Source organism: Pseudomonas glycinae, from assembly GCF_001594225.2.
In the GTDB taxonomy this organism is placed as follows: domain Bacteria; phylum Pseudomonadota; class Gammaproteobacteria; order Pseudomonadales; family Pseudomonadaceae; genus Aquipseudomonas; species Aquipseudomonas glycinae.
In genome coordinates, this window is the sequence record NZ_CP014205.2 from 5,544,367 (window position 1) to 5,570,758 (window position 26,392).

General features: G+C 61.8%; 24 protein-coding genes. 10 read left to right on the top strand and 14 right to left on the bottom strand.

Features of this window, described 5'->3' with window-relative positions:
• Positions 1-3: 3 nt before the first annotated feature.
• From ubiB to ubiE, 3 genes are read right to left on the bottom strand one after another with little or no spacing between them, the layout of a single operon-like run.
• Complete coding sequence (gene ubiB, locus AWU82_RS25365) at positions 4-1,608, bottom strand: ubiquinone biosynthesis regulatory protein kinase UbiB (RefSeq protein WP_064382828.1); 1,605 nt, start codon at positions 1,606-1,608, stop codon at positions 4-6.
• On the bottom strand, positions 1,605-2,228 hold the full coding sequence (locus AWU82_RS25370) for a ubiquinone biosynthesis accessory factor UbiJ (protein ID WP_007952419.1): 624 nt from the start codon (positions 2,226-2,228) through the stop codon (positions 1,605-1,607). The genes ubiB and AWU82_RS25370 overlap by 4 nt, the downstream gene beginning before the upstream one ends.
• On the bottom strand, positions 2,228-2,998 hold the full coding sequence (gene ubiE / locus AWU82_RS25375) for a bifunctional demethylmenaquinone methyltransferase/2-methoxy-6-polyprenyl-1,4-benzoquinol methylase UbiE (RefSeq protein ID WP_007952418.1): 771 nt from the start codon (positions 2,996-2,998) through the stop codon (positions 2,228-2,230). The genes AWU82_RS25370 and ubiE overlap by 1 nt, the downstream gene beginning before the upstream one ends.
• 165 nt (positions 2,999-3,163) lie before the next feature.
• Here ubiE and AWU82_RS25380 point away from each other — a divergent pair, with 165 nt between their 5' ends.
• From AWU82_RS25380 to AWU82_RS25390, 3 genes are all read left to right on the top strand, one after another.
• Entirely contained in the window at positions 3,164-3,439 is a 276-nt protein-coding gene (locus AWU82_RS25380) for a polyhydroxyalkanoic acid system family protein (RefSeq protein ID WP_007952417.1), read from the top strand.
• A 243-nt stretch (positions 3,440-3,682) separates the two neighbouring features.
• Complete coding sequence (locus tag AWU82_RS25385; protein WP_039772451.1) at positions 3,683-4,105, top strand: phasin family protein; 423 nt, start codon at positions 3,683-3,685, stop codon at positions 4,103-4,105.
• 10 nt (positions 4,106-4,115) lie between these two features.
• Complete coding sequence (locus AWU82_RS25390; protein WP_064382829.1) at positions 4,116-4,994, top strand: phasin family protein; 879 nt, start codon at positions 4,116-4,118, stop codon at positions 4,992-4,994.
• Positions 4,995-5,064: 70 nt separating this feature from the next.
• Here the strand turns inward: AWU82_RS25390 and AWU82_RS25395 are convergent, their stop codons facing one another.
• From AWU82_RS25395 to AWU82_RS25440, 10 genes are all read right to left on the bottom strand, one after another.
• Complete coding sequence (locus tag AWU82_RS25395) at positions 5,065-5,685, bottom strand: TetR/AcrR family transcriptional regulator (RefSeq protein WP_007952414.1); 621 nt, start codon at positions 5,683-5,685, stop codon at positions 5,065-5,067.
• A gap of 28 nt (positions 5,686-5,713) precedes the next feature.
• Positions 5,714-7,396, bottom strand: coding sequence for a class II poly(R)-hydroxyalkanoic acid synthase (gene phaC, locus AWU82_RS25400; RefSeq protein WP_011332066.1), 1,683 nt, complete (start codon positions 7,394-7,396; stop codon positions 5,714-5,716).
• A gap of 151 nt (positions 7,397-7,547) precedes the next feature.
• A complete protein-coding gene (gene phaZ / locus AWU82_RS25405; RefSeq protein ID WP_007952412.1) occupies positions 7,548-8,402 on the bottom strand; it encodes a poly(3-hydroxyalkanoate) depolymerase in 855 nt (284 codons plus the stop codon).
• A gap of 160 nt (positions 8,403-8,562) precedes the next feature.
• Positions 8,563-10,242, bottom strand: coding sequence for a class II poly(R)-hydroxyalkanoic acid synthase (gene phaC / locus AWU82_RS25410; RefSeq protein ID WP_064382830.1), 1,680 nt, complete (start codon positions 10,240-10,242; stop codon positions 8,563-8,565).
• Between the two features lie 258 nt (positions 10,243-10,500).
• Positions 10,501-10,878 (bottom strand): gamma-butyrobetaine hydroxylase family protein, encoded by a 378-nt coding sequence (locus AWU82_RS25415; RefSeq protein WP_011332068.1) that lies wholly within the window; start codon positions 10,876-10,878, stop codon positions 10,501-10,503.
• Between the two features lie 76 nt (positions 10,879-10,954).
• On the bottom strand, positions 10,955-12,292 hold the full coding sequence (hslU, locus tag AWU82_RS25420; protein ID WP_039772441.1) for an ATP-dependent protease ATPase subunit HslU: 1,338 nt from the start codon (positions 12,290-12,292) through the stop codon (positions 10,955-10,957).
• Between the two features lie 55 nt (positions 12,293-12,347).
• Positions 12,348-12,878: an ATP-dependent protease subunit HslV gene (gene hslV / locus AWU82_RS25425; RefSeq protein WP_039772440.1), complete on the bottom strand. Its 531-nt coding sequence runs from the start codon at positions 12,876-12,878 to the stop codon at positions 12,348-12,350.
• Positions 12,879-13,136: 258 nt separating this feature from the next.
• Complete coding sequence (locus AWU82_RS25430) at positions 13,137-13,853, bottom strand: SPOR domain-containing protein (RefSeq protein WP_039772438.1); 717 nt, start codon at positions 13,851-13,853, stop codon at positions 13,137-13,139.
• A 1-nt stretch (position 13,854) separates the two neighbouring features.
• Positions 13,855-15,591, bottom strand: a complete 1,737-nt coding sequence (argS, locus tag AWU82_RS25435) for an arginine--tRNA ligase (RefSeq protein ID WP_064382831.1) — start codon at positions 15,589-15,591, stop codon at positions 13,855-13,857.
• Positions 15,592-15,803: 212 nt separating this feature from the next.
• Positions 15,804-18,023, bottom strand: coding sequence for a primosomal protein N' (locus AWU82_RS25440; protein ID WP_064382832.1), 2,220 nt, complete (start codon positions 18,021-18,023; stop codon positions 15,804-15,806).
• 168 nt (positions 18,024-18,191) lie between these two features.
• On the opposite strand from AWU82_RS25440, the gene rpmE reads away from it, so the two are divergent.
• The 3 genes from rpmE (at position 18,192) to AWU82_RS25455 (ending at position 20,687) form a co-directional block, all read left to right on the top strand.
• Positions 18,192-18,410, top strand: a complete 219-nt coding sequence (gene rpmE / locus AWU82_RS25445) for a 50S ribosomal protein L31 (RefSeq protein WP_007952398.1) — start codon at positions 18,192-18,194, stop codon at positions 18,408-18,410.
• A gap of 41 nt (positions 18,411-18,451) precedes the next feature.
• Entirely contained in the window at positions 18,452-19,234 is a 783-nt protein-coding gene (locus AWU82_RS25450; protein ID WP_064382833.1) for a thermonuclease family protein, read from the top strand.
• A gap of 184 nt (positions 19,235-19,418) precedes the next feature.
• Positions 19,419-20,687 carry a malic enzyme-like NAD(P)-binding protein gene (locus AWU82_RS25455; protein WP_007952395.1) on the top strand — a complete coding sequence of 423 codons (1,269 nt, stop codon included), beginning with the start codon at positions 19,419-19,421 and terminating at the stop codon, positions 20,685-20,687.
• 265 nt (positions 20,688-20,952) lie between these two features.
• Here the strand turns inward: AWU82_RS25455 and AWU82_RS25460 are convergent, their stop codons facing one another.
• Positions 20,953-23,400 (bottom strand): penicillin-binding protein 1A, encoded by a 2,448-nt coding sequence (locus tag AWU82_RS25460; RefSeq protein WP_064382834.1) that lies wholly within the window; start codon positions 23,398-23,400, stop codon positions 20,953-20,955.
• Positions 23,401-23,617: 217 nt separating this feature from the next.
• On the opposite strand from AWU82_RS25460, the gene pilM reads away from it, so the two are divergent.
• The 4 genes from pilM to AWU82_RS25480 are packed head-to-tail and all read left to right on the top strand — an operon-like array spanning position 23,618 to position 26,389.
• A complete protein-coding gene (gene pilM, locus AWU82_RS25465; protein WP_064382835.1) occupies positions 23,618-24,682 on the top strand; it encodes a pilus assembly protein PilM in 1,065 nt (354 codons plus the stop codon).
• Positions 24,682-25,248 (top strand): PilN domain-containing protein, encoded by a 567-nt coding sequence (locus AWU82_RS25470; RefSeq protein WP_064382836.1) that lies wholly within the window; start codon positions 24,682-24,684, stop codon positions 25,246-25,248. Before pilM ends, AWU82_RS25470 begins: the two co-directional genes overlap by 1 nt.
• Positions 25,245-25,868, top strand: a complete 624-nt coding sequence (gene pilO, locus AWU82_RS25475) for a type 4a pilus biogenesis protein PilO (RefSeq protein WP_064382837.1) — start codon at positions 25,245-25,247, stop codon at positions 25,866-25,868. Before AWU82_RS25470 ends, pilO begins: the two co-directional genes overlap by 4 nt.
• The gene (locus tag AWU82_RS25480) at positions 25,865-26,389 is read left to right on the top strand and encodes a pilus assembly protein PilP (RefSeq protein ID WP_007952383.1); all 525 of its coding nucleotides are present in this window, start codon (positions 25,865-25,867) and stop codon (positions 26,387-26,389) included. Before pilO ends, AWU82_RS25480 begins: the two co-directional genes overlap by 4 nt.
• Positions 26,390-26,392 lie beyond the last annotated feature (3 nt).

Sequence of the window (26,392 nt, forward strand, 5' to 3'; positions counted from 1 at the left end):
TGGCTATCGGCGAACGACCAGATACAAGCCGACTGCCACCATGATCCCGGCGGGCCAATGCCCCAGTTCGTGCATCGGGCCCCCGGCGGCGAGGATCGTACCGCCCGCCAGATGGGCACTGCCGAGCAGGCGCAGGAACCAGTCGTCCTTGCGTTTTTTCCACGGTGGCGGTGGGTCGTTGGCGTGGGGCTGGGACATGCGTTCGAGCAGGTCGCGGGCCATGTTGGCCAGATGCGGCAGTTGTTCGAACTGGCTCTGGACGTTGCCGAGCAAGGCTTTCGGGCTGACGCGCTCGCGCATCCAGCGTTCGAGGAACGGCTGCGCGGTGTTCCACAGATCCAGATCCGGGTACAGCTGACGGCCCAGGCCTTCGATGTTCAGCAAGGTCTTTTGCAGCAATACGAGTTGCGGCTGCACTTCCATGTTGAAGCGGCGCGCGGTCTGGAACAGGCGCATCAGCACCTGGCCAAATGAAATATCTTTTAATGGTTTTTCGAAGATCGGCTCGCACACGGTACGGATCGCCGCTTCGAATTCGTTGAGCTTGGTTTCCGCCGGCACCCAGCCCGAATCGATGTGCAATTGCGCCACGCGGCGGTAGTCGCGCTTGAAGAAGGCGAACAGGTTGCGCGCCAGATAGTCCTGGTCTTCCGGGGTCAGGCTGCCGACGATGCCGCAGTCGATCGCAATGTACTGCGGGCTCCACGGATTGACGGTGCTGACGAAGATGTTGCCCGGGTGCATGTCGGCATGGAAGAAACTGTCGCGGAATACCTGGGTGAAGAAGATCTCCACGCCGCGTTCGGCGAGCATCTTCATGTCGGTGCGCTGGTCGGCGAGGGTCGCCAGATCCGTCACCTGGATCCCGTAGATGCGCTCCATCACCAGCACTTTCGGCCGGCACCAGTCCCAATAGACTTGTGGCACATACAACAGCGGCGAGCCCTCGAAGTTGCGCTTCAACTGGCTGGCGTTGGCCGCCTCGCGCAACAGGTCGAGTTCGTCGTAGATGGTTTTTTCGTAGTCGCTGACCACGTCCACCGGGTGCAGCAGGCGGGCGTCGGCGGAGACCTTTTCGGCGGCGCGGGCGAGGATGAACAGCCACGCCAGATCCTGGGCGATCACCGGTTTCAGGCCCGGGCGGATCACCTTGACCACCACTTCTTCGCCGGTCTTCAGTTGCGCGGCGTGTACCTGCGCCACCGAGGCCGAGGCCAGCGGTTCGACGTCGAAGCGACTGAACACTTCGCTGATCTTCTTGCCCAGTTGCTCTTCGATCAGCTTGACCGACAGCTGCGAATCGAATGGCGGCACCCGGTCCTGCAACCGCATCAGCTCATCGGCGATGTCTTCCGGCAGCAGGTCGCGGCGGGTCGAGAGGATCTGCCCGAACTTGATGAAGATCGGCCCCAGATCCTGCAACGCCAGGCGTAGACGTGCGCCACGGCTGAGCTCCAGCGGCTTGCGCGGGAACCAGCGCCACGGCAAGACGTAGCGCAGCGCCAGCAGGAACCACGGCAAAGGCAGATCGAACAGCAGGTCATCGAGGCGGTAGCGGATCACGACGCGCTGGATGCGCAACAGACGGCGGACGGCGAGCAGCTTCATGCGTTATCGCTTGGGTCGAGGGATCGGGAAAGGCGCTCGAAGCGCGCCTCGAGACGTTCCAGATCGAGTTTGATCCGGTCCAGTTCGCTGAAGCGGGCTTCGGCTTCGCGCTGCCCGACGAGGGTGCGCGATTCTTCGGCCAGGTATTCGGCGAGGTTCTGGTTGAGGCTGGCAAATCCTTGTTGATACCAGCGGGCGCGGCTGCGCAGGTGACCGCCGACCAGTTGCGTGGCGACCGGGCCCAGCCAGCGCGAGAGTTCGTACTCCCAGTCCAGCTCGAGGTCCTGCAGCACGCCGGCCAGTTCCAGCAGCACGCCGCTGTCACCGTCGAGTTCGACTTCCGGTGCGTGCAGCACCGCCGTCTTGTCCTTGCTCAGGGCCAGTTTCACCAGGCTCGAGGCCGGGGCTCGCAGGGTGCAGTCGACGCCGGTTTCCCAGTGGGACGCCAGCATCAGGCCTTCGTCGCTCGGCAGGATGAACAGTTGCAGCGCCGGGCTGCGGCAATCCACGGCAATCACTTTGCCGGTCAGATGCGCCAGTCGCGGCAGCGCCGTGCTGTCGAGACGCAGCACGCGGTTCAGGCCGAGTTCGACGCTGGCGAGCAGCCCGGTCAGCAGCATCAGGGTTTGATGCCGCGGTGCAGGGCGACGATGCCTGCGGTCATGTTGTGATAGGTCACGCGGTCGAAACCGGCGTCGACCATCATCGACTTCAGGGTTTCCTGATTCGGGTGCATGCGGATCGATTCGGCCAGGTAACGATAGCTTTCCGAGTCGTTGGTGATCAGCTTGCCCATCAGCGGCATGAAGGCGAACGAATAGGCGTCGTAGGCCTTGGACATCAGCGCGTTGGTCGGCTTGGAGAATTCCAGTACCAGCAGGCGACCGCCCGGCTTGAGTACGCGCAACATCGAGCGCAGGGCGTCTTCCTTGTGCGTCACGTTGCGTAGGCCGAAGGCGATGGTCACGCAGTCGAAATGGTTGTCCGGGAACGGCAGCTTTTCAGCGTCTGCCTGGACGAACTCGACGTTGCCCGACACGCCGACATCCAGCAGGCGGTCACGACCGACCTTGAGCATGGATTCGTTGATGTCGGCCAGCACCACCTGACCGGTCGGGCCGACCAGGTGCGAGAACTTCTTGGTCAGATCGCCCGTGCCGCCGGCGATGTCCAGCACGCGGTTGCCGGCGCGTACGCCCGACAGTTCGATCGCGAAACGCTTCCACAGACGGTGCATGCCGCCCGACAAAAGGTCGTTCATCAGGTCGTACTTCGCCGCTACGGAGTGGAAAACCTCAGCGACTTTTTCCGCTTTCTGGCTTTCCGGAACGTTTTTGAAGCCGAAGTGAGTGGTGGGTTCGGCATCGCTGCCTTTGCGCTGATCAGTCATATCGCTGTCACCAAAAGAGAATGCGCGACATTCTAATCCCCAAGCCATGCTTTGTCTTGGAATGGCTAAAGGTAAGATGGGCAACCTTCGGGACGATTTGCCGCAGTGGCGGTCAAGATTCGTTGCAGGCATTCATAGCCCCATTCAAAAAGCAGGAGTCATTCAATGGCCCATATCAGTGTTGAGCGTGCCCACAGCCTGGGCAAGGAAGCAGCCCGCGAGAAAGCCGACAAACTGGCGCAGAAACTTTCCGATCAATATGGCCTGGAGCCGCAGTGGTCGGGCGATGTCCTGAACCTCAAGCGTTCGGGCGTGAAGGGCGCGGTGCATGTGGCCGAGGATTCGATCCGGGTCGACGTCGAACTGGGCCTGATGATGTCGGCCATGAGCGGCATGATCAAAGCCGAGATCGAGAAGGCGCTGGATAAAGCGCTGGTCTGACGCGGTTCTTGCAGCTTCAAATCCTTGTGGGAGCGGGCTTGCCCGCGATGGCGTCGGCAAATCCAGCATCTTTATCGGCTGAACCTACGCTATCGCGGGCAAGCCCGCTCCCACAGGGTACGTGTTTGCCCCGTCTTTTATGTCAGTTGTTAGGGTGCCGTTTCTAATTTTTCTCCCTACTTTGTGCCTGAGCCCGACACTCGTCAGGGCAGTTCCTCAAACCTTCTGCGCGTGAGGTGCACCATGGCCAAAGTCATTTTGAAGAAAAAAATCGACGCTTCGACTTCCGCTCTGAGCGACGTCAAATCCTATGCCCGCAAGATCTGGCTGGCAGGCCTGGGTGCCTACACCAAGGTCGGTCAGGAGGGCAGCGAGTACTTTCAGGAGTTGATCAAGGCTGGTCAAACTGTTGAAAAGAAAGGCAAAAAAGCCGTCACCGAAAAACTCGAAGCAGCCAACGCCGAGATCGATGAAGCCAAGAGCGAAGTCAGCTCTTTCAAAGGCCGGGTCGAAGTTCAGCTCGACAAGGTCGAGAAGGCGTTCGACACACGTGTGGCCAGTGCCTTGAATCGTATCGGCATTCCGTCTAAACATGACGTTGAGACACTCTCTGCTAAGCTCGATGAGCTGACGGCATTGCTCGAACGCGTCGCGCGTAAATCTTAAGGAGAACGGGATGGCTGGTAAAAAGAACACCGATAAAGAAGGCAGCTCGTGGATCGGAAAAGTCGAAGACTATTCCCGCAAGATCTGGCTGGCTGGTTTAGGCGTGTACTCGAAGATCGACACTGACGGCAGCAAGCTCTTCGATACATTGGTCAAAGACGGCGAGAAAGCCGAGAAGCTCACCAAGGCTGCAGTCGGCAAGAAAGTCGATGCTGCCAAGGACTCTGCAAGCTCGGCAAAATCGCGCATCAGCGGCGTGAAAGATCGCGCGCTGGGCACCTGGGATCAGCTGGAAGGGGCTTTCGACAAGCGCCTGAACAGTGCGATTTCGCGCCTGGGCGTACCGAGCCGCAACGAGGTGAAGGATCTGCACAAAAAGGTCGATACCCTGACCAGGCAGATCGAAAAACTCACCGGCCTGAAAGCTCAGCCTGTCGCGGCCAAAACCGCAGCAGCCAAGCCTGCGGCCAAAACCGCTGCCAAGCCACTGGCTAAAGCCGCCGCCAAACCGGCCGCAAAACCAGCAGCCAAAACCGCTGCCGCCAAGCCTGCAGCGAAAGCCGCGGCCAAACCGGTTGCTGCCAAGGCCGCCGCCAAGCCAGTTGCAAAAACGGCAGCAAAACCAGCTGCCAAACCGGCGGCCAAGCCTGCAGCGAAAACGGCTGCCGCCAAACCCGCTGCCAAGCCTGCCGCCAAACCGGCTGCGGCGAAAAAACCGGCAGTGAAAAAACCGGCTGCGCCGAAAGCCGCTGCGCCGAAAGCTGCAGCACCAAAACCGGTGACCACACCGCAAGCACTGGCAAGCACGTCGAACTCCGCCTCGGCTCCAACCCCGGCGCCTGCTCCGACTGCTGCATCGACTCCGTCGACGCCAACCAGTCAGTCCTGATTTTTCAGAGCTCAAAAAAACGCCCGGCCTGTGAAGGTCGGGCGTTTTTGTTTGGGTAAACGCCGTCGGATTACTCGTGATCTTCGAGGTACTGCAAAGCCATCCTCTCCGTCGCCACCTTCACCGGCGGCAACAGATGCGGCGCCACCAGCATCATGATCTGGTACACCACCAGCCGCACTTCCCCTTCACGATCAAGAATCCGTTGATAGTCCAGCGAGAACAGCAACGTCATGGTGATCTGCTCCACCAGTTGCCCCAGCGCCTGGGTGTCGCTGACCAGTTGCCCCGACGCTTTCAAGCGCGCCAGCAATGACGCGAGCGTACGCTTGAGCACGTTGAGAAACTGGCGAATGCCCTTGGCCAGTTTCGGCAGACGCCCGGCCAGGTTCGACAGGTCCTGGAACAGAAAACGGTACTGCGCCAGCCGTTCGACGATCAGGTGCAGGAACAGCCAGTAATCCTCCGGCGCCAGTTCAACATCGGCGGGCGGGTCGAGCAGCGGGGCGAGGTCGTTCTGGAAGCGCTCGAACAGTCCGAGAATCAGCGGTTCCTTGCCGTGGAAGTGGTAGTAAAGGTTGCCGGGGCTGATCCCCATTTCATTGGCAACCTCCATGGTGGAGACGTTCGGCTCGCCCTTTTCATTGAACAACTGCAGGGCACATTCGAGGATCCGTTCGCTTGTTTTCATCCAGTCTTCTTAAAAGGGCTTGAGTCAGTCAGCGCACACGCACATAGGTGCCGGGTGCTGCTTCCATCGGTGGGTAATTGGCGTTGCCGAGGGTCATCCGGGTTTCGTGCAGGGTGCCGGAGCGCTGCTGCACCCACTCCAGCCACTGCGGCCACCAACTGCCGTCGACTTTCTTGGCGTCGTAGTACCAGGCGCGCGGATCGCTGCTGAGCTTTCCGTTCTCGACGTAATGGGCTTTCGGGTTGCCCGGCGGGTTGAGGATGCTCTGCACGTGGCCGCTGTTGGACAGCACGAAGCGCCGCTCGCCGCCCAGCAACAGTGTCGAGCGATACACCGCGTCCCACGGCGTGATGTGGTCGTTCATGCCGGCCACGCTGAAGCTGTCGACCGTGACCTTCTGCAGGTCGATCGGCGTGCCGCACACTTCCAGGCCCCCCGGATGGGTCAACGGGTTGTGCTTGAAGAAGTCCAGAATGTCGCCGTGAAACGCGGCGGGCAGGCGGGTGCTGTCGTTGTTCCAGTAGAGAATGTCGAACGCCGGCGGCTCCTTGCCCAGCAGGTAGTTGTTGACGAAATAACTCCAGATCAGATCGTTGGGGCGCATCCAGGCGAACACCTTGGCCATGTCGCGACCGTCCAGCACGCCTTTCTGATAGGAGCGCCGCTTGGCCGCTTCGAGCGTTTGCTCATCGGCGAACAGGGTGGCCGGGGTGTTCATTTCACTGTCGAGCAGGCTCACCAGATAGGTGGCGCTGGAGACCCGCCGCAACTGCCGCTTGGCCTGCAGATGCCCTTGCAGCGCGGCGATGGTCAGCCCGCCGGCGCAGGCGCCCATCAGGTTGACCTCACGGGCGCCGGTGATCGCCCGGCAGATGTTCATCGCTTCTTCCACGGCTTCGACGTAGGTCGACAGGCCCCATTCACGATGGCGCACATCCGGGTTGCGCCAGCTGATCATGAAGGTCTGCAAGCCGTTCTTCAGCGCAAACTGGACGAAGCTGTTGCTCGGGCTGAGGTCGAAAATGTAGTACTTGTTGATTTGCGGCGGCACCACCAGCAACGGTTTCGAATACTGCTTCTCGCTCATCGGCCGGTACTGGATCAGCTCGAGCATTTCGTTGCGAAACACCACCGAGCCGGTGGTGGTGGCGACGGTCTTGCCGACTTCGAAAGCCTGTTTGGTGACCTGGCGTGGCAGGCCGTCGTTGTGCAGCAGATCATCAATCAGATGGCTGAGACCGCGCACCAGACTGTGGCCGCCGGAGTTGAACAGTTCTTTCACAGCCAGCGGATTGAGCAGGGTGTTGGAAGGCGCCACGGCGTCGTTGAGCAGGGTGAAGGCGAAATGCGCGCGGGCGCGGTCGTCGTCACTCATGCTGCTCTCGTCGATCCAGCTCTTGACCTGTTTCTGCCAGGCCAGATAAGCCTGCAGGCTGCGCCGGTAGAACGGGTTCAGGCTCCACGCCGGGTCGGCAAAGCGGCTGTCCTGCGGATTGGTCGGGTGCAGGGTTTCGCCGAGCAGCACGCGTCCGAGCGCACCTCCCAGCTTCAAGGCGTGTTTTGCACTGTGGATCGGATTGCGCAAGCCGTGGGCTGCCACGCTGCGCAAGGTCGAGATCAGGTCGCGGCCACGCAGACCGGTCATGGCACTCTGTGCATTGATGAACACGGCGGGGCTGGGCACGACGCCCGTCGCTGGTTTGTCACGCATGACTCAACACTCCTTCGTCTTCAGGCCAAAAACAAACACACCGAACCAGAACACCATAGACGCTGTTGCGGGTTGCTGCTTGCGCGGCCTCCTGCCACGCACCTGTCCAGACGCGCTGCAAAACGCTGTCCAGAAATCCGTGCCGGGACGGTTATCCGCCCAGCGGTGTCGGGTGCGGATGCATCACCGCACGCTGACGTTCCTCCTGGAGGAATTTCATGATGATCGGCGCCACCGCCTCGGCCCGGGTAATCAGGAACAGATGCCCGTCGTCGATGATGTGCAGCTGCGCGTTGGGGATGCGCCAGGCGAGCATGCGCATGTTGATCAGCGGGATCAGCGGATCGTCATCACCGGCCAGCACCAGGGTCGGCTGGTGGATCTTGTGCAGCCAGTGAATGCTGGTCCAGCCCAGGCCCGCGAACAGTTGCCAGTAGTAGCCGAGCTTGCCCGCCGAACGCACCTTCGCCGCATGGCTGGCGGCGAGTGTCGGGTCGCGGCGGAACGAGCCGCCGTAGATCATCGGGGCGATGCGGATCACATGGGACGGCTGGATATAGCGCCGTGGGCTGGCCATCATCCACAGCACTTTCGGCTTGCCAGGCACCATCACCGCACCGGCAGCGGTCGCCGCCAGCACCAGCTTTTTGCATCGCTCGGGATAGTCGTAGGCGAACTGTTGCGCCAGCGCGCCACCCCAGGACACGCCGATCACGTTGACCTGTCCGTAGTCGAGGTAATCGAGCATCCGCGCGGTGAGCTTCGCCAGCCCCGGAAAGCGATACGGCCGGCTCGGCGTCGAGGAACCGCCGACACCGGGCACGTCGAAGGCGATCACTTCAAGGTCCGGATCCAGCGCCGCGACAAAAGGAAACACCAGCTCCAGGTTGGCGCCGATGCCGTTGAAAATCAGCAAGGGCGTCAAGTGAGGCTTGCCGGGGCGGACTGCCGTGCGGATGGTCTGGCCATCCAGCTCGACGGTTCGAAAGATGAACGGGTGCGGCATGCTTCAAGGCCCTGTGGGTCGCAAATTCTATGTTCCACCTCGAACCCTGTGGGAACGGGCTTGCCCGCGATGACGGTGGCAGCTTCAGCCAATGTGTCGACTGAAATACCGTTATCGCGGCAAGTCGAACCGCCGCTCCCACAGTTTCTTCAGGTGTCGGTTACCGCTCGTGTACGTAAGTGCCCGGTGAAGCTTCGCCTGCCGGATACGCCTTGTTGCCCAGTTTCGTTGGCGCCTTCTTCAGCTCGCCCGAACGCGCGGCCTGCCATGCCTGCCAGTACAGCCACCAGGAGTCGGCGTGCTTGGTCGAGTTCTCCTGCCAGTCATCGGCATTGGCGGTCATTTTATCGCTGGTCATGTAGCGCGATTTAGGGTTGCCCGGCGGGTTCAGAATGCTCTGGATATGCCCGCTGCTCGACAGCACGAATTCCACCTTGCCACCGAACAGCTGCGCCGACTTGTAGCAGGACTTCCACGGGGTGATGTGGTCGTTGGTGCCGGCCAGCGAGAAGATGTCGGCGGTCACCTGCTTGAGGTCGATCGGCGTGCCGCACACTTCCAGTGCATTGGGGCGAATCAGTGGGTTGTTTTTGAACATCTCGATCAGGTCGCCGTGGAACGCGGCCGGCAGTCGAGTCGTATCGTTGTTCCAGAACAGGATGTCGAACACCGGCGGCTCGTTGCCGAGCAGGTAGTTGTTGACCCAGTAGTTCCAGATCAGATCGTTGGGACGCATCCAGGCAAAGACTTTGGCCATGTCTTTGCCTTCGAGCACGCCGGCCTGATAGGAGTGTCGCTTGGCCATTTCCAGCGTCTGCTCGTCGACGAACAGTGCGACATCACTGTCGAGGGTGGTGTCGAGCACGCTGACCAGCAGGGTCAGGGCATTGACCTTGTTCTCGCCCGTGGCGGCATAGTGGCCGAGCAGGGCGGTACAGGTGATGCCGCCGGAGCAGGCGCCAAGCATGTTGACGTCCTTGCTGCCGGTGATCGCGGTGACCACGTCGACCGCTTCCTTCAGGGCTTCGATGTAGGTCGAGAGGCCCCACTCGCGCTGTTCCTTGGTCGGGTTGCGCCAGCTGACGATGAAGGTCTGCACATTGTTGCGCAGGCAGAAGCGCGCCAGGCTCTTGTCCGGGCTGAGGTCGAATACGTAGAACTTGTTGATCTGCGGCGGCACCACCAGCAGCGGGCGCTCGTGCACTTGCTCGGTGATCGGCTTGTACTGGATCAGTTCCAGCACATCGTTGCGAAACACCACCGCGCCTTCGGTCACGCCCAGGCTCTTGCCGACCTCGAACGCGCCCATGTTGACCTGGCTCGGCATGCCGCCGTTGTGCACCAGATCCTTGGCCAGGTGCGAGAGGCCGTCGAGCAGGCTCTTGCCGCCGGTCTCGAAGAAGCGTTTGACTGCCGCCGGGTTGGCCGCCGTGTTGGTCGGGGCCATCGCCTCGGTCATCAGGTTGATCACGAAGTGGCCACGCGCGATGTCCTTGGGCGAGAGGCTGCTGTCGTCGATCCAGGCATGGAGTTCCTTGCGCCATGCCAGGTAAGTTTGCAGATAACGTTTGTACAGCGGGTTCTGACTCCACGCCGGATCGACGAAGCGACGGTCATCGCCCGCCGGTTGCAGGTCGGATTTGCCGAACAGCACGTTCTTCAGTTCGAGGCCGAACTGGGTGACGTGTTTGACACTATGGATCGGTTGTTTGATGGCCTGGGTCAGCACCATTCGAGCAGAGGCCAGCAGATCCTTTCCGCGTAGCCCAACGACAGGATTCAGCCCCAGGGTGTTCTCCGAGGCCTGGTACTTCAAATCATCGTTATTCTTGTTACTCATCTACGACGCTCCATTGTCCTGAGACGAGTACCCGGTTTTCTGCTGTGCAGTTCCACAGCCAATGCCAGGTACTACTGCTCGGGTGACCGTTGATTCTGCATAGCTGCTTTACAGTCGTAGAGCACTGCAGGGAACTTGCCAGTTCCATTGGTTACCCGAGATTGATTTTTTTCGCAAGCAGCCGATCCCGGGCCGCTTTAGCGGAGCATTCAAACAGATGAATCTAGAAAATGCCCTCTAAACAGTCCGAGGCGCGGACTAGAGCATCAGCTTGACGACGGACTGGTCCGGGTCGCGGGTTTTGCCGGCGGCTTTGAGTTCGGCCAGATAATCGGCCCAAAGTGCGTCATGACGTCGCCCCAGCTCGTACAGGTAATCCCAGGTGAACAGACCGCTGTCGTGACCGTCGTCGAAGGTCAGTTTCAGTGCGTACTGACCGGCCGGTTCTACCTTGGTCAGGCCGACGTGCAGCTTGCCGAATTGCAGGATCGGTTTGCCGTGGCCCTGGACCTCGGCGGAGGGGGAGTGCACGCGCAGGAATTCGGCGGGCAGGGTGTACTCCTCGCCGGACGCGTATTTGAGCGACAGGGTTTTCGAGGCTTTGTGCAGTTTGATGTCGGTGGGGAGTTGGGTCATTGCCGGCGTTCCGTCAGGTGAAAAAAATTGTGGGAGCCGATGGCTCCCACAGTTTCACGACCACTGTAAGTATGGCTTACAGGATATAACGGGACAGGTCTTCGTTCTGCGCCAATTCGCCCAGGTGGCTGTTGACGTACTCGGCGTCGATCTCGATCGCCTTGTCGTCATGGGCGCTGGCCAGATCGCCGGCACTGAACGACACCTCTTCCAGCAGACGCTCGAGCAGCGTGTGCAGGCGACGGGCACCGATGTTCTCGGTCTTCTCGTTGACCTGCCAGGCGATTTCCGCCAGACGCTTGATGCCTTCCGGCTGGAACTGGATGTTCAGGCCTTCGGTTTTCAGCAAAGCGCAGTATTGCTCGGTGAGCGAGGCATGCGGTTCGCTGAGGATGCGTTCGAAGTCCTGCGGGCTCAGGGCCTTGAGTTCGACGCGAATCGGCAGACGACCTTGCAGTTCCGGCACCAGATCGCTCGGCTTGCTCAGGTGGAACGCACCGGAGGCGATGAACAGGATGTGGTCGGTCTTGACCATGCCCAGCTTGGTGTTGACGGTGCAGCCTTCGATCAGCGGCAGCAGGTCACGTTGCACGCCTTCGCGGGACACGTCAGCGCCGCCGACATTGCCGCGCTTGGCGACCTTGTCGATCTCGTCGATGAACACGATGCCGTGCTGCTCGACTGCTTCCAGGGCCTTGGCCTTCAACTCTTCTTCGTTGACCAGGCGACCGGCTTCTTCGTCGCGTACCAGCTTCAGCGCTTCCTTGACCTTGAGCTTGCGGGCCTTCTTCTTGCCCTTGCCCATGTTGGCGAACAGGTTCTGCAACTGGTTGGTCATTTCTTCCATGCCCGGAGGCGTGGCGATTTCGATGCCGGCCATTTCGGCGACTTCGATCTCGATTTCCTTGTCGTCCAGCTGACCTTCGCGCAGGCGCTTGCGGAACAGTTGGCGAGTGTTGGAATCCTGGGTCGGCGCTTCTTCATTGCTGAAGCCCATGCGTGCCGGCGGCAGCAGGGCGTCGAGAATACGGTCCTCGGCGGCGTCTTCGGCACGGTGGCGAACGCGGGTCATTTCCTGCTCGCGCAGCATCTTGATCGCGGCGTCGGCCAGATCACGGATGATCGATTCGACGTCACGGCCGACGTAGCCGACTTCGGTGAACTTGGTCGCTTCGACCTTGATGAACGGCGCGTTGGCCAGTTTGGCCAGGCGACGGGCGATCTCGGTTTTACCGACACCGGTCGGGCCGATCATCAGGATGTTCTTCGGGGTCACTTCAACGCGCAGCTCTTCAGGCAACTGCATGCGGCGCCAGCGGTTGCGCAGGGCAATCGCGACGGCGCGTTTGGCATCGTCCTGGCCGATGATGTGGCGGTTGAGTTCGTGGACGATTTCGCGGGGAGTCATGGACATAATAATTGACGGTCCTCAAGCAGAAACAAGCCGTGGCACAGGGGCCGCGTCAGGCTCATTCAGCGAGATCCTGCTCCTCAATGGTCTGGGTGTGGTTGGTGAATACACAGATGTCGCCGGCGATGCCGAGAGCGGTCTCGACGATTTCGCGGGCCGACAGGTCGGTCTTCTTCAGCAGAGCGCTGGCGGCGGCTTGCGCGTAGGCGCCACCGGAACCCATGGCGATCAGGCCGTCTTCGGGTTCGACCACGTCACCGTTGCCGGTGATGATCAGCGAGGCGTCCTTGTTGGCGACCGCGAGCATCGCTTCGAGGCGGCTCAGGGAGCGGTCGGTGCGCCATTCTTTGGCGAGTTCGACGGCGGCGCGGATCAGGTGGCCCTGGTGTTTTTCAAGCTGGCCTTCGAAGCGTTCGAACAGGGTGAAGGCGTCGGCGGTGGCACCGGCGAAACCGGCGATGACTTCGCCGTGGTACAGGCGGCGAACTTTCTTCGCGTTGCCTTTCATCACGGTGTTGCCGAGAGAAACCTGGCCGTCGCCGCCCATGACGACTTTGCCGTGGCGGCGGACTGAAACGATGGTGGTCAAGGGAAGAGTCTCCACACTGCGGGGCGAAAATGCCTTATGCCCATTCATATGGGGGTGGTGGAGAGGATTTCAACTGTGGGGCGGGAGAGGGGACGAGCGGTGCTTTGTACATGATCGGTCCCACGCAGAACGACATGATCGTTCCCACGCTCCGCGTGGGAATGCCTCAATGGACGCTCCGCGTCCCCGCGGCAAGGGACGCGGAGCGTCCCGGGCTGCATTCCCACGCGGAGCGTGGGAACGATCAGTGGGAAGTTGTTAGCGGCTCTGGCGTTGTTGTAACAACAGGTTGCTGAAGCCCGCGCCCGCCAGTTGTTTCTGAGCGGTGGTCAGCTGTTCACGGTTGCTGAACGGGCCGACCAGTACCCGATACCAGGTTTCATCCTTGACCGTCCCGGACTCAACCGCGACCGCCTGGCCGAGCAGAATGATCTGCGCGCGCACCTTGTCGGCATCCGTCTCTTTGCGGAACGAGCCGGCCTGCAGGAAGAACTTGGTCACCGGTGCAGCCTTGGTCACCGGCGGCGCTGGCGGCGGGGTGATCCCGGCCAGTGCAGCCTGCGCCCGTGCGGTGTCGATCTTCGCCGCTTCCGCCGGGGTCACCGGCGTGGTCGGGATCGCCGGCACCTGCGGCGTCGGCAGGGTTTTCTCCGGCACGGCATCAGGCGGCACGATCACTTCCGATTCCGGCAGCAGGGTGTAGAAGTCGTACTTCGGCTTCACCGGTTGCGTCGGGCTCGGCGGGGTCTTGTTGGCCTCGGCGATCTTGCTGGCTTTCTGTTGTTGCTGTTGCTCGACCTTCTCGCGCTTGACCGTGTCGCTGCCCTTGCCCGGCTCCAGTTTCATCAGAAACACGATGAACGCGCCGACCGTCAGGCCGATGGCCATCCACAGCCAACCCGGAATCGGCTGCTTTGCTGGAGCTTGGTAACGGCTGGCGCCACGCTTGGGTGCAGGTTTTTTCTTGGCAGCCAACTTACATGCGCTCCAGGGTTTCCAGGCCGAGCAGTTCCAGGCCTTGCTTGAGGGTACGGCCGGTCAGCGCGGCAAGGCGCAGACGGCTTTGCATTTGTGCCGGGGTGTCGGCGGTGAGGATCGGGCAGTTCTCGTAGAAGCTGGAGAACAGGCCGGCCACCTCGTACAGGTAGGTGCACAGGGTGTGTGGCGTGCCCTTTTCCGCAACGTTGTTCAGCACTTCACCGAACTGCGCCAGTTTGGCTGCCAGATCGTGTTCCTGGGGCGCTTCGAGGACGATCTGGCCATCGACTTCGCTGTATTCCTTTTCAAGCTTGCGGAACACACCGGCCACGCGGGTGTAGGCGTACAGCAGGTACGGGGCGGTGTTGCCTTCGAGGTTCAGCATCTGGTCGAAGTTGAAGCTGTAGTCGCTGGTGCGGTGTTTCGACAGGTCGGCGTATTTCACCGCGCCGATGCCGACCACTTTGGCGATCGCGCGCAGTTCGTCTTCGGCCAGTGTCGGGTTCTTTTCCTTCACCAGGCTGTAGGCGCGTTCCTGCGCTTCGGTCAGCAGGTCGATCAGCTTCACGGTGCCGCCGTCACGGGTCTTGAACGGACGGCCGTCGGCGCCGTTCATGGTGCCGAAGCCCATGTGCTCCATTTCCATCGGATGGGTCACGAAACCGGCCTTGCGCGCCACGGCGAACACTTGCTGGAAGTGCAGGGCCTGACGCTGGTCGACGAAGTACAGCGCACGGTCGGCCTTCAGCTTGCCGCTGCGATAACGCACGGCCGCCAGGTCGGTGGTGGCGTACAGGTAGCCGCCGTCGGCCTTGACGATGATCACCGGCAGCGGCTCGCCTTCGGCGTTCTTGAATTCGTCGAGGAACACGCACTGGGCGCCGTTACTCTCGACTAGCATGCCGGCGGCTTTCAGGTCGTTGACCACGTTGATCAGGTCGTCGTTGTAGGCGCTTTCGCCCATCACGTCGGCCATGGTCAGTTTGACGTTGAGCAGTTCATAGATCTTCTGGCAGTGCGACAGCGAGATATCCTTGAACTTGGTCCACAGCGCCAGGCATTCAGCGTCGCCGGCCTGCAACTTGACCACCAGACCACGGGCGCGGTCGGCGAATTCCGGGGATTCGTCGAAGCGTTGCTTGGCGGCGCGGTAGAAGTTTTCCAGGTCCGACAGCTCGTCGCTGGTGATCGGGTTTTCCTGCAGGTACGCCATCAACATGCCGAACTGGGTGCCCCAGTCGCCAACGTGGTTCTGACGGATCACGGTGTCGCCGAGGAATTCGAGTACCCGCGCCACACCGTCGCCAATGATGGTCGAGCGCAGGTGGCCGACGTGCATCTCTTTGGCCAGGTTCGGTGCCGACAGGTCGACCACGGTGCGTTGTGCCGGGCCGGCCTTGCGCACGCCGACGTGAGCGTCGGCCAGAGCCGCGTCGAGGCGCGAGGCCAGCGCCTGGGTGTTCTGGAAGAAATTGATGAAGCCAGGACCGGCGATTTCGGCCTTGGTGACGTTCTCGTCAGCCGGCAGGGCGGCGATGATTTTTTCCGCCAGGTCGCGTGGCTTCATGCCCGCAGGCTTGGCCAGCATCATCGCGATGTTGCTGGCGAAGTCGCCGTGGGTCTTGTCCCGGGCGTTTTCCACCTGGATCGCCGGCGTCAGGCCTTCAGGCAACACACCTTCGTTGACGAGTTGGGTGAGGGCTTGTTGGATCAGCTGGCGAATGGTGTCTTTCATGGTCTTCTCTTTCGACCGCAAGCGCGGCGGCGCATCGATGCGCGGGTGGAAAAACTGGGCATTATCCGTTGCGAAGACGGGCTTGCCAACCTTAGCAGGCAGGATGTGGATGTGTGGTGACAATTCGTCAGCCATCGCTGGCAAGCCAGCCCCCACAAGAGCGACACAATTCGCCTGTGGGAGCTGGCTTGCCAGCGATAGCGATCGATCAATCAATACAAGTCGACGGGGTCGACATCCAGCGACCAGCGCACCGCCCGGCCGCTTGGCATCTGCTCCAGCACCAGCAGCCAGCTCGCCAGCAGTCGGTGTAGCGGCGCCCGGGCCGTGGCCTGTAAAAGAAGCTGCGCGCGGAAACGCCCGGCCCGGCGTTCCATCGGCGCCGGCACGGGTCCCAGCAGTTCAATGCCGGTCAGGCTCTGTTCGGCCAGCAAGCGCTCGGCCTCGCTGCAGGCTTCATCAAGAAAGCCTTCGGCCTGCCCCGGCTTGTGCGCTTCGGCGCGCAACAGCGCCAGATGCGCGAACGGCGGCAGGCCGGCGGCGCGGCGTTCGCTCAGGGCCTGTTCGGCGAAGGCGAAGTAACCCTGCTCGGTCAGTTGCACCAATAAAGGATGGTCGGCCAGATGCGTCTGGATGATCACCTTGCCCGGTTCCTCCGCACGCCCGGCACGCCCGGCAACCTGCACGATCAGCTGCGCCATGCGCTCGCTGGCGCGGAAGTCGCCGGAGAACAGACCGCCGTCGGCATCGAGGATCGACACCAGCGTCACCCGAGGGAAGTGGTGCCCCTTGGCCAACATCTGGGTGCCGACCAGAATGCACGGCTGACCTTTCTGGATCGTGGCGAACAACTGGTTCATCGCGTCCTTGCGCGACGTGCTGTCACGGTCGACGCGCAACACCGGATAGTCCGGGAACAGAATCGCCAGCCGTTCCTCGGCCCGCTCGGTGCCGGCGCCCACGGGGCGCAGATCGACCTTGTTGCACTTCGGGCATTGGCGCGGCACGCGCTCCACGTAACCGCAGTGGTGGCAGCGCAACTCGCCGTAGCGCTGGTGCACGGTCATCCGCGCATCGCAGCGCTGGCATTCGGACATCCAGCCGCAATCGTGGCACAGCAACGTCGGGGCAAACCCCCGGCGGTTGAGGAACACCAGCACCTGCTGGCCGGCGGCGAGGGTCTGGCCGATGGCTTGCTGCATCGGCCCGGAAATGCCGCTGTCCAGTGGACGACTTTTCACGTCCAGGCGCAGGAAGCGTGGCTGTTTGGCGCCGCCGGCACGTTCGTTCAGGCGTAGGAGTCCGTAGCGGCCGGTGTAGGCGTTGTGCAGGCTTTCCAGCGATGGGGTCGCGGAACCGAGCACGATCGGGATGTTTTCCTGCCGCGCCCGCACCAGCGCCAGATCCCGCGCGTGGTAGCGCAGGCCTTCCTGCTGTTTATAGGAGCCGTCGTGTTCTTCGTCGATGATGATCAGACCCGGATTCTTCATCGGGGTGAACAGCGCCGAACGGGTGCCAATAATAATGTCGGCCTCGCCGTCACGGGCGGCGAGCCACGCGTCCAGACGATCACGGTCGTTGACCGCCGAGTGCAGCAAGGCGATGCGGGCGTTGAAGCGTTGCTCGAAGCGGGCGAGGGTCTGCGGGCCGAGGTTGATCTCCGGGATCAGCACCAGCGCCTGTTTGCCGGCCTCAAGGGTTTCGCGGATCAGCTGCAAGTAGACTTCGGTCTTGCCGCTGCCGGTGACCCCGGCCAGCAGGAACGCGTGATAACTGTCGAAACCGGCGCGAATCGCTTCGTATGCGGCGCGCTGCTCGCTGTTGAGCGGCAGCTCGGGCTGGGCCAGCCAGTGTTCATGGCGTGCGCCGGGGGCGTGGCGGCGCACTTCGACTTGCACCAGATCCTTGGCCAGCAGCAGATCGAGGCTGTCCTTGCTCAGCATCAGTTTGCTCAGCAACTGATGGGCGACGCCGTGAGGGTGCTGGGCCAAAGTCGCCAGGGCTTCACGCTGGCGCGGGGCGCGGGCGATGCGCGGGTCGTCGAGGCTGGCGCCGGGAGCGGCGGACCAGAAGCGTTCCTGCCGAACCTCGGCCAGTTCGCCCTGGCGCAACAGCACGGGCAACGCCCAGCTCAGGGTGTCGCCGAGGCTGTGCTGATAATACTGCGCCGTCCACAGGCACAGCTTGAACAGCGCCGGCGGTAGCGGAGCGGTGGCGTCGAGCAGCGCCAGTGCCGGTTTGAGCTTCTCCACCGGCACTTCACTGGTGTCAGTGACTTCCACCAGAATCCCGATCATCTCCCGTCGGCCGAACGGCACCCGCAGGCGCATGCCCGGTTGCAACTGCGAACGCAGCACGCCGGCCGGGGCCCGATAGTCGAACAGGCGGCGCAGGGGCGAAGGCAGGGCGAGGCGCAGAATGGCGTCGGGCACGCGGAGGATTCTCATAGGCGGGGCGGTGGAGAAGGGCGGGAGCCTAGCAGACGGTCGGTCTCAGTGACAGCTTGCGTGATCGGGATTGTCTGGTAGAATCCGCGGCCTAATTACGTGCGGTATTCAACAATCGTGTTGGATGGCGGCACGCCAGCTGAGGAAAACACCATGAAAGCCGATATCCACCCGAATTACCCAGAAGTTGCAGTAACCTGCAGCTGCGGCAACAAGTTCGAAACCCGTTCGACCTTCGGCAAAGCCCTGGCGATCGACGTTTGCAACGAGTGCCACCCGTTCTACACCGGTAAGCAGAAGACTCTGGACACCGGTGGTCGCGTTCAGAAGTTCGCCGACCGTTTCGGTGCTTTCGGCGCGAAAAAGGCCTAAGGCCCTTCATTCTGGAAAACCTCAGCGGCTTTTCCGGTCTGATGAAAAAGGCGTCCCTTGCGGGCGCCTTTTTTGTGTCCGCGATTTGGCTCTCCGCCGCCCAGGCCTTCTGCCCCGCTCCGGCCAGGCTGGACAGCGCCACGGTGCAGCGGGTGGTCGACGGCGACACCCTGCGCCTGAGCGACGGTCGCAATGTGCGGATGATCGGCCTCAATACGCCCGAGCTCGGCAAGCAGGGCCGCAGCGACGAGCCGTTTGCAGTGGCCGCGCGCAAGCGCCTCGAAGCCCTGGTCGCCGAGAGCGACGGGCGGGTCGGCCTGCGACTCGGCGCCGAGTCCAAGGACCGTTACGGCCGCACCCTGGCCCATGTTTTCAGCGCCAGGGGTGAGAATCTCGAAGCGCAGATGCTCGCCGATGGCCTCGGTTTCCAGGTCGCGGTGGCGCCGAATGTCAATCTGGTCGATTGCCAGCAAGCCGCTGAACGCCGCGCGCGAAAGGCCGGGCTTGGCCTGTGGAAGCGCTCACCTGTACTGAAAGCGGAGCAGATCGAGCGCTCGGGTTTCGCGCTGGTCAGCGGTCGTGTGAGCAAGGTTCAGCGCAATCGCGGCGGAATCTGGATCGAGTTGCAGGACAAGCTTGTACTGCGCGTTGCACCCAATCTGCTTGATCGCTTCGACGCCGCCTCTCTGCAGGCGTTGAAGGGCAAGCAGATCGAGGCCCGTGGCTGGGTGGTCGACCGTTCCCGGCGCGGTGGACTGAAATCAGGTCAGGCGCGCTGGCTGTTGCCGCTGACCGATCCTTCGATGCTCCAGCCGTCCCGTTGAATAAAAAGTTGTAGACATTTTTTCTGTCGATTGTGAACAGTCTAACCCTTGTGCGCCGTGGCTCTTGGCCCAAAGTCTTAGGGCAGGGCGCTTGACAGGGGTGACCGGGCAGTCTTGTGGGGACTTTGCGAGGCGCGTATCCTCGCTGACCAGTCTGTCCAACAGTAAAAAGCGGAATGCCAAAATGTCTGATCTGAAAACTGCCGCTCTCGAATATCATGCCAATCCTCGTCCAGGAAAGCTGAGTGTCGAGCTCACCAAGGCCACTGCTACCGCCCGCGACCTGTCGCTGGCCTACAGCCCCGGCGTAGCTGAACCAGTGCGCGAGATCGCCCGCGATCCTGAACTGGCCTACAAGTACACCGGCAAGGGCAACCTGGTTGCAGTCATTTCCGATGGCACCGCGATTCTGGGCCTGGGTAACCTCGGCCCACTGGCTTCCAAGCCAGTCATGGAAGGTAAAGGCGTGCTGTTCAAGCGCTTCGCCGGCATCGACGTCTTCGACATCGAAGTCGACTCCGAAAGCCCGCAAGCCTTCATCGACACCGTAAAACGCATTTCCATCACCTTCGGTGGCATCAACCTGGAAGACATCAAGGCACCTGAGTGCTTTGAGATCGAACGCGCGCTGATCGAGCAGTGCGACATTCCGGTCTTCCACGATGACCAGCACGGCACCGCGATCGTGACCGCTGCGGGCATGATCAACGCCCTGGAAATCGCTGGCAAAACCCTGGCCGACGCCAAGATCGTCTGCCTGGGCGCTGGCGCAGCCGCCATCTCCTGCATGAAATTGCTGGTGAGCATGGGCGCCAAGGTCGAAAACATCTTCATGGTTGACCGTACCGGCGTGATCCACGCTGGCCGTGACGACCTGAACCAGTACAAGGCTGTGTTCGCTCACCCTACCGAGAAACGCACCTTGGACGACGCCATCGAAGGCGCTGACGTATTCGTCGGTCTGTCAGGCCCGAACCTGCTGAGCGCCGAGCAACTCAAGCGCATGGCGGCCAACCCGATCGTCTTCGCCTGCTCCAACCCGGATCCGGAAATCTCCCCGGAACTGGCTCACGCCACCCGTAACGACGTGATCATGGCCACCGGCCGTTCGGACTACCCGAACCAGGTCAACAACGTGCTGGGCTTCCCGTTCATCTTCCGTGGTGCCCTGGACGTTCGCGCCAAGCGCATCAACGAAGAAATGAAGATCGCTGCCGCCAACGCCCTGCGCGAACTGGCCAAGCTGCCGGTTCCTCAGGAAGTGTGCGACGCCTACGGCGGTATCTCCCTGGAATTCGGTCGTGAGTACATCATTCCGAAGCCAATGGACAAGCGCCTGATCACCGTGATCTCCGACGCCGTGGCCAAGGCCGCGATCGAGACTGGTGTGGCGACCCTGCCATATCCGAAGAACTACCCGCTGAAAAGCGTGGATGACGTGTTCAACGGCTAAGCCGTTGTAGCGCTTCAGCCGAAAGCCCCGGTTCGTGAGAGTCGGGGCTTTTTTTTGTGCCTGTTGATTTTGGGGTGATCTTTAGGGCCTCTTCGCGGGAAGGCCCGCTCCCACAGGGTTTTGTGGCGTTCACAAATGGAGCGCACACCCGGTTGCTGTGGGAGCGGGCTTGCCCGCGAAGAGGCCGGCTCAGACAACACAAAATGAACAGGCAATAAAAAGCCCCGCACTTCAATCGAAGGCGGGGCTTTTTGGCGGATCAGGATCAGAACAAATCGATCGGCGCCTGTTCATCCGCCGGCAGCGGACTGCCCGGTACGGCGCCATTGCCGATCTCGTTGACCGACGGCGGCGTGTCCTCAGCCTTGAACAGCTCGAAGTACGCACCCGGTGTGCTCGGCGATGCCGCGCGACCGCTGACCGGGTCCACCCGCAGGCTGAGGATGCCTTCCGGCTCCGGCTGGACATGCGGTGGCTTGTCCTTGAGCGCGGCGGCCATGTAGTTCATCCAGATCGGCAGTGCCACGGTGCCGCCGAATTCCCGGCGACCGAGGCTTTCCGGCTGGTCGAAACCGGTCCACACGGTGGTCACGTAGTCGGCGTTGTAGCCGGAGAACCACGCATCCTTGGATTCGTTGGTGGTACCGGTCTTGCCGGCGATGTCGCTGCGGCCCAGAGCCAGTGCGCGCCGGCCGGTGCCAAGCTTGATCACGTCCTGCAGCATGCTGTTGAGGATGTAGGTGGTACGGCCATCGACGATGCGCTCGGCGACGGCTGGTGCTTGGGGCACGGCAGCGTTGCCCGGCGCTTCACCTGGAACCGGCGCTGCATTGACGGTGAACGCCTGGGTGGCGGGTGCGGCAATGCCGTCGGTAGCTGCGGCGCCCTGCGGTACGGTCGGCGGGTTGGCGACGAACAGCGTATCGCCGTTGCGGCTTTCGATCTTGTCGATGATGTACGGGGTGATCTTGTAGCCGCCGTTGGCAAAGGTGCTCCAGCCAGTGGCGATTTCCATTGGCGTCAGGGTCGCGGTGCCCAGCGCCAGCGACAGGTTTGGCGGCAGGTCCTGCTTGTTGAAGCCGAAGCGGGTAATGTAGTCGATGGTCTTGCCTACGCCCATCGCCTGCAACAGGCGGATCGATACCAGGTTGCGCGACTTGTACAGCGCCTCACGCAGGCGGATCGGGCCGAGGAAGGTGTTGGTGTCGTTCTTCGGACGCCAGACCTTGTCCAGGTACTCGTCGACGAACACGATCGGTGCGTCGTTGACCAGACTGGCGGCGGTGTAGCCGTTATCCAGCGCGGCGCTGTAGACGAACGGCTTGAAGCTTGAGCCCGGCTGACGCTTGGCCTGCATCGCGCGGTTGTAGTTGCTCTGCTCGAAGGCGAAACCGCCGACCAGCGAACGTATCGCGCCGTTCTGCGGATCCAGCGACACCAGCGCGCCCTGGGCCTGCGGAATCTGGCTGAACTTCAGCGAATTGTTCGGCTGGCGCTGCACGCGAATCAGGTCGCCGATCTGTGCCACATCCGACGGCTGACGCGGCGCGGCACCCATGCTGTTGGTGTTGAGGAACGGGCGTGCCCATTTCATGGTGTCCCATGCCACGTGCTCTTCGCCGGTGCGGGTCAGCACTTGCAGGCCGTTCTTGTCGACCTGGGTGACGATGGCCGGTTCGAGGCTGCTGATGGTGCGTTGCTTGGTCAGTTCGGTGGCCCAGGCTTCGCGGGTCTTGCCCGGCAGGCGCGATTCAGGACCACGGTAGCCGTGACGCTGGTCGTAGGTCATCAGGCCTTCGTGCAGCGCGGTGTTGGCCATTTCCTGGAGGTTGCTCGGCACCGTGGTGGTAACGCGGAAACCTTCGGTATAGGCGTCGCTGCCGTAGCGGCCGACCATCTCTGCACGGGCCATCTCGGCGATGTACGGCGCGTTCACTTCCGGTGTCGGCACGTGATAGCTGGCGTTCAGCGGTTCGTTGATCGCGGCGGTGTAGTCGGCTTCGGTGATTTTGCCGAGTTTGTACATGCGGCCGAGGATCCAGTCGCGCCGCTCCTTGCTGCGCGCCGGGTTGGCCAGCGGGTTGAAACGCGACGGGGCTTTCGGCAGGCCGGCGATCATCGCCATCTGCGCCAGGCTGACCTCGCGGATCGACTTGCCGTAATACACCTGCGCCGCCGCCTCGATGCCGTAGGCGCGGTTGCCCAGGTAGATCTTGTTCACGTAGAGCTCAAGGATCTCGTCCTTGGTCAATTGCCGCTCGATCTGCAGGGCCAGCAGGATTTCCGTGGTCTTGCGCGAGAAGCTGCGTTCGCTGGTCAGGAAGAAGTTCTTCGCCACCTGCATGGTGATGGTGCTGCCGCCGGACTGGATGTGCCCGCTCTTGACCAGTTGGGTCGCGGCACGCATCAGGCTGCTCGGATCAACGCCGTAGTGATTGGCGAAGTTGTCGTCTTCAGCACTTAGTAACGCATTGATGAAATTGGGGGGAATGTCGGCGAAACGGATCGGTGTGCGGCGCATTTCGCCAAATTCTGCGATCAACTTGTTGTCGCTGCTGTAGACCCGGAGCGGAATCTGCAACTGAATGCTTCTCAGCGCCTCCACAGATGGCAAACCCGGACTAAGGTAAAGAAACGCGCCGCTGAGACCTAAAAGCAGTCCGCAGAAAACGGCGACGATGGACCAACCGAAAAATTTCAGCAGACGAATCAAGGCTTTTGGACATCCACGGCAAAGAATGAATTGGGCGACAGGGTCCCGGCTAACACACAGAACGACCCGCGCCGGCAGTAAAAAGCGGAAAAAAACGCTGGGCATTATAAGCACTTTTCCGCTGGGGGCGTCATTTGCGCTTCTGTCAAGACGGGGCGAGGGAACGCAATGCGCATTACAGAGTCCGTAACTCACGGAAAGTCATAGGGAATTGGTAGTGCTAGGACTCTTCAATAAAAAGGCCAATACGTTACTGGGGATCGACATCAGCTCCACGTCGGTGAAGCTACTGGAGCTGAGCCGTCAGGGGGAGCGCTACCGGGTCGAGGCGTACGCGGTGGAGCCGTTGCCGGCGAACGCCGTGGTCGAAAAGAACATCGCCGAACTCGAGGGCGTCGGCCAGGCACTGTCCCGGGTGCTGGTCAAGGCGCGTACCGGGCTGAAAACCGTGGCGGTGGCCGTGGCGGGCTCGGCGGTGATCACCAAGGTCATCGAGATGGACGCCGGGCTGTCCGACGACGAGCTGGAAAACCAGCTCAAGATCGAAGCCGATCAATACATTCCCTATCCGCTGGACGAGGTCGCCATCGACTTCGAAGTCCAGGGCGTTTCGCCGCGCAACCCCGAACGGGTCAACGTGCTGCTGGCCGCCTGTCGCAAGGAAAACGTCGAAGTCCGCGAAGCGGCGCTCGCTCTCGCCGGGCTGACCGCGCGGGTGGTAGATGTAGAGGCGTATGCGCTGGAGCGCTCGTTCGGCCTGCTGGCCAAGCAACTGGCGGCTTCCCAGGAGCGCCTGACGGTGGCCGTGGTCGACATCGGCGCCACCATGACCACCCTCAGCGTCCTGCACAACGGCCGGATCATCTACACCCGCGAACAACTGTTCGGCGGTCGACAGCTGACCGAGGAAATCCAGCGCCGTTACGGCCTGACCCTTGAGCAGGCGGGGCTCGCCAAGAAGCAGGGCGGCCTGCCGGACGACTACGTCAGTGAGGTGCTGCAGCCATTTCGCGAGGCGCTGGTGCAGCAGGTGTCGCGCTCCCTGCAGTTCTTTTTCGCCTCCGGCCAGTACAACGCTGTCGACCACATTCTGCTGGCCGGTGGCACGGCGTCGGTGCCCGGCCTCGACCGGCTGATCGAAGAGCGCCTGAACACCCCGACCCAGGTTGCCAACCCGTTTTCCGACATGGCCTTGAGCAGCAAGGTCAACGCCGGGGCCCTGGCGAGCGATGCGCCGGCCCTGATGATTGCCTGCGGGCTCGCGCTCAGGAGTTTCGACTGATGGCGCGGATCAACCTTTTACCCTGGCGCGAGGAGCGTCGCGAAGAACGGCGCAAACGCTTCCTGCTGGTCTTGACCGGTGTGGTGGTCGGTTCGGTGGGGGCGGTGCTCATTGCCGATCAGATCATCAGCGCCGCCATCGCCCGGCAGGTCGTGCGCAATGACTACATCGGCAAGCAGATCGCCGTGGTCGACGAGCGGATCAAACAGATCAGCGAGCTCAAGGCCCATCGCCAGCAACTGGTGGAGCGCATGCGCATCATCCAGGACTTGCAGGGCAACCGGCAGATCAGCGGGCGGATCTTCGATCAGCTGGCGCGCACCTTGCCCGATGGGGTGTATTTCACCGACGTGAAAATGGTCGGCAAGACCCTGTCGATCAGCGGCGCGGCGGAGTCCAACAATCGGGTGTCCGACCTGATGCGCAACCTCGATGCCTCCGACTGGTTCGATGCGCCCAACCTCAATGAAGTGAAAGCCACCACCGCTGGCCAGGTGGATCAGGCCAACGTCTTTCAGCTGACCGTTCGCCAGACTCGACCCAGGATCGAGGAGGACGACCAATGAAGCCGTCCGAGTGGCTGGACAGCCTGCGCAATGTCGATTTCAACGACTTGGACACCAGTAACATCGGTTCCTGGCCGCCAGTGGTCAAAACTCTGGCTGGCGGGCTGTTGATGGTGCTGGTCCTGGCGCTTGGCTATAACTTTTTCATCAGTGACCTGGAGAACCAGCTCGAACTCAAACGTGAGGAGGAAATCACCCTCAAGGAGCAGTTCGCGAGCAAGGCGCGCATGGCGGCCAATCTGGAGCTGTACACCCAGCAGATGAAGGAGATGGAAAACTCGTTCGGTGTGTTGTTGCGGCAATTGCCCAGTGATACCGAAGTGCCGGGGTTGCTGGAAGACATCACGCGCACCGGGCTGGGCAGCGGTCTTGAATTCGAAGAGATCAAACTGCTGCCGGAGGTCACCCAGCAGTTCTACATCGAGCTGCCCATCCAGATCACCGTGACCGGGGCCTATCACGACCTTGCCACCTTCGTCAGCGGCGTGGCCGGGCTGCCACGGATCGTCACTCTGCACGATTTCGAGTTGGCGCCGGCCAATCCCGAAGGCGGGCCGAAGTTGCGCATGAGCATTCTCGCCAAGACCTACCGCTACAACGACAAGGGGCTGCAGAAATGAGCCCGATCCGTTTTATCGCCTTGTCGGCATTGTTATTGATGCTCGGTGGCTGTGGCGGCGATGACTTCAGTGACCTCGACGCCTACATGAATGAAGTGCGCCTGCGTCCGCCGGGCAAGATCGAGCCGACTCCGACCTTCCGCTCCTACCCGACGTTCACCTACAGCGCCGCCAATCTGCGCAGTCCGTTTTCGCGCCAGTTGCGGGTCGATCTGGCCGGGCAGAAACACGGTTCGCGCGACGTGAAACCCGATCCCAACCGGGTCAAGCAATACCTCGAAGGTTTCAACATCGAGCAGTTTGAAATGGTCGGCACGATTGCCAACGCCTCCGGTTCCTTCGCCCTGCTGCGAGGCGCGGGCGGGGTCCATCGGCTTAAGGTCGGCGACTATCTGGGGCGCAACGACGGGCGCATCGTCGCCATCAGCGCTTCACAGGTCGAAGTGGTGGAGATCGTTCCGGATGGCCAGGGCGCTTGGCTTGAGCGGCCGCGCACCATTCCTTTGAAAGAGCATTCATAAGTG